At 38.6% G+C, this 2,896-nt stretch carries 2 protein-coding genes and 2 pseudogenes; 1 reads left to right on the forward strand and 3 read right to left on the reverse strand.

The features are described 5' to 3' along the window. Positions 1-162: 162 nt before the first annotated feature. Positions 163-384 (forward strand): annotated as a pseudogene (locus QUB26_RS31510) (IS1634 family transposase); the annotation flags it as partial. A 336-nt stretch (positions 385-720) separates the two neighbouring features. Here QUB26_RS31510 and QUB26_RS31515 read toward each other — a convergent pair. The 3 genes and pseudogenes from QUB26_RS31515 to QUB26_RS31525 all read right to left on the reverse strand — a co-directional run bounded on the left by QUB26_RS31515 (position 721) and on the right by QUB26_RS31525 (position 2,691). After that, positions 721-1,284: an ISAs1 family transposase gene (locus tag QUB26_RS31515; RefSeq protein WP_333042589.1), complete on the reverse strand. Its 564-nt coding sequence runs from the start codon at positions 1,282-1,284 to the stop codon at positions 721-723. 120 nt (positions 1,285-1,404) lie between these two features. After that, positions 1,405-2,360: pseudogene (locus QUB26_RS31520) on the reverse strand (IS630 family transposase). A gap of 151 nt (positions 2,361-2,511) precedes the next feature. Then, on the reverse strand, positions 2,512-2,691 hold the full coding sequence (locus QUB26_RS31525; RefSeq protein ID WP_333244177.1) for a hypothetical protein: 180 nt from the start codon (positions 2,689-2,691) through the stop codon (positions 2,512-2,514). Between the last annotated feature and the right edge of the window lie 205 nt (positions 2,692-2,896).

The following is a 2,896-nucleotide window of genomic DNA, read 5'->3' on the forward strand; positions in this document are numbered from 1 at the left end:
AATTAATAATTAAATGGGGTCGCAAAATTAAAAATAAGGGTAATGCTTGTATCACAGTTTAAATGTGCAACAGCTTAATAATAATTTTTTGTACGGCATTATACTTGATTTATTTTTTTGTACATCATACCTAGTGTACCACTTGTTCGACCTTAAGTAAACCGTATTGAATTAGAATCAGCCAATGCCAGCATCAGAAACCAGGTCAAAAAATTGACAAATAAACCGACAATGCGGTGGGTATTTCAGATGTTTCAAGCCGTACATTTAGTCAACCTAAATGGAGCCGAAGAAATAAGCAACTTAACAAAGGAACGTCGGGAGATATTAAATTATTTAGGAAAGGTTTGCGGTCAATATTATTTAATAGTTGAAGATGGGTAACTCGGAAAACAAACCGGAGAATATTGTTGAATAAATTCAAATAATTGGCAACAGAAAAATCATGTTGCCGGAATTGTGATGTCTAATTCATGGAAAATTAGTTCAGATATTGCCGAAGGAATATATTAGGAAATATCTGTGAATTCAAATTTGTTATATCTCGCCAAAATCGCAAAATAATGATACTAAAATTAGAAAAGGTAGGCACAGATATTTTTCCTACAGTGAATGTATAAAAATACTTAGTCATCAAAGCCAGAACTGCGGAATGTGGGTTATGAAAATGGCTATGATTCCCTTTTAAGGCACCGAGATAGTCATTCCCAGACTCAATAATTAGCTCACAAGTTTTTTTTGAGTATTCAAGGCATCGAAGGCAAAAACGACTCCCCGTTGGGCCAAGGCTTCCAAAACGGGTGGAATCGCTTTGATTTCATTGGTTTTACAATCCACTTGTTGGGGAGTTAAAATCAGTCCTCGTTCGACCAAGTAGACCGTCACCAATTGAATCGCTGGATGGGATGGGGTCCGATTATCACCCGTTTCAATATTGTAAGAGCCACGGAGGACTTTTCCATCTAAGGCCATGGTTTCACCTCTTTTCGGTTCAATTTTGCAGAAAGAAGCGACGCAAGCGCCATAGGATTGATAATCCAAGTCCAGTAACGTCCGACGAAGCGTACTGTAGGAAGGAATCCCATGCTTCGGGAACCCAAACAGCGCAATCAGAGGTTCGCGGTAAGCCTTTAACCAATCCCCGATGGCTAGAAAACCACCACATCCTGCGCTAATCGCCAGGGTAAATAACGCTAAACAGACCGCATACTCATGACGACAGCCCGCTCCACGCCGTGGGTCGGGTAATTCCGAAAATGCTTCTACAATTGCTAGCGAACTCATAAATCATAAGTTAGGGTGAATCCGACTTCTAAACTCTAAACCTAAACCATGCCTACTGTCTAGAACGAAATAGCCCTGATTTCTTTGATTTCTAACCCAAAAAATGAAGTAGAGCCTTTCTCAGAAAGATGAGGTACAATAACAGCAGTGTGTAAACCAGTTAAAAATATTTGACGATGTAACCTGACCGAACGCAAACTCTATGGCTTTTGCTAATTCTTGATAATTAGTAGTCTTGATAGAACGGAGAATGATTTTAAGTTTTGACCACAGATTTTCAATTGGTGAAAAATCTGGTGAATAAGGTGATAAGTATATTAATCTTGCCCCTTTTTTTTCGATCGCTTTTTTCACTTCTTCTCCCAAGTGAATGGGACAATTGTCCATCACGACACAAGCACCTTTCCATAGTTTGGGTACAAGTTTTCTGATGATAAAAGCTTCAAATGTAATTGCATCAGTTGAGCCTATTAAATTAACCGATGTCAAAATTTCCTTAACTGACATTGCTCCAATTATTGAGACATTTTTGCCACGTTTAGTTGGTTTTGGCCCCCGGGCTCTTTCACCTTTTAGAGATCGAGCATATAACCTAACCATTGCTAAATTAACTCCCGATTCGTCAAGGAATATTAAGTCTTTCAAACCTTACTCTTTAATTGTTTTCCAGAACTCACATCGCAGGAGTTGAACTCGCTCCGTGCCTTTGCCTGAAGGGAAGAGAGTTTTTTTTTGACAGTAATATTTAAGAGTTTTATCATTCTTCCTATTGTTGCTCTACTAACGGAAAATCCAATTTTCCCATAAAGTTTGGGACGGAGTTCTTCAAGAGTTGCATCATTATTTGCTTCAATCAATTCCGCCAAGATGAGTAGGTGATCCGCATTAAGTTTGCCTTTGACTCCACATCGGTCAGTTCTCGGAGTAATGTTTTTTGTTTCACGATATTGTTTAAGCAATTTTTGTACGAAACTCAGGGCTACAGAAAAACGCTTAGCTATTGCTTTTTGTGAAATCGGTTCAGTATGATAAGTATCAAGGATTTTTTGCCTAAAATCAATCGAATAAGCTTTCATTTTTAACAATGTATGAAGAGGAGTACAAATTTACTTTTTGTGAGTCAAGCAGCTCGTGCTGTCAAAAAAATGCTATTATGTATGCTATCGCTTTCGCGTGGCTTGTGCGTAACCATGTAATTATAGTTCGTTTGCTCTGATATTCTCTGCTTTATCCTCCTGAGTGAGTGTCAGTAACATTATACCTCATCTTTCCGAGAAAGGCTATAAAATTTCGTTGTAAGGTGTCCCCAACAATTTTAAGAGTTCCTGTACCGCTGGTTCGGACGGGAACTGCACCGACTAATTGACCGGGAATCCCGCTGATTTGGGTAACTGATTTAGACTTCATTTTTTTTGATGTTTGTTGTAATAATAATGACATTGGTCGTACAATTTTTGGTAGAAACACGGGCTTTGGTTGTGTCCTTACACCGATCGCTCTGGTGAGTTGGTATTACATGAAAGCTTGAAGTCTTTGTAAGGATTCAGGTCTTTGATTGGGGAATAAGAGAAGGCATGAAAAAGTTACAAGAATGGGCAGATATAGCATCACG

This window comes from Microcoleus sp. B4-C1, from assembly GCF_036705285.1.
GTDB lineage: Bacteria > Cyanobacteriota > Cyanobacteriia > Cyanobacteriales > Microcoleaceae > Microcoleus.

Coding starts and splice junctions, on each gene's coding strand:
- QUB26_RS31515 (WP_333042589.1), bottom strand. CDS start 1,284: ATGAGTTCGCTAGCAATTGTAGAAGCATTTTCGGAATTACCCGACCCA.
- QUB26_RS31525 (WP_333244177.1), bottom strand. CDS start 2,691: ATGAAGTCTAAATCAGTTACCCAAATCAGCGGGATTCCCGGTCAATTA.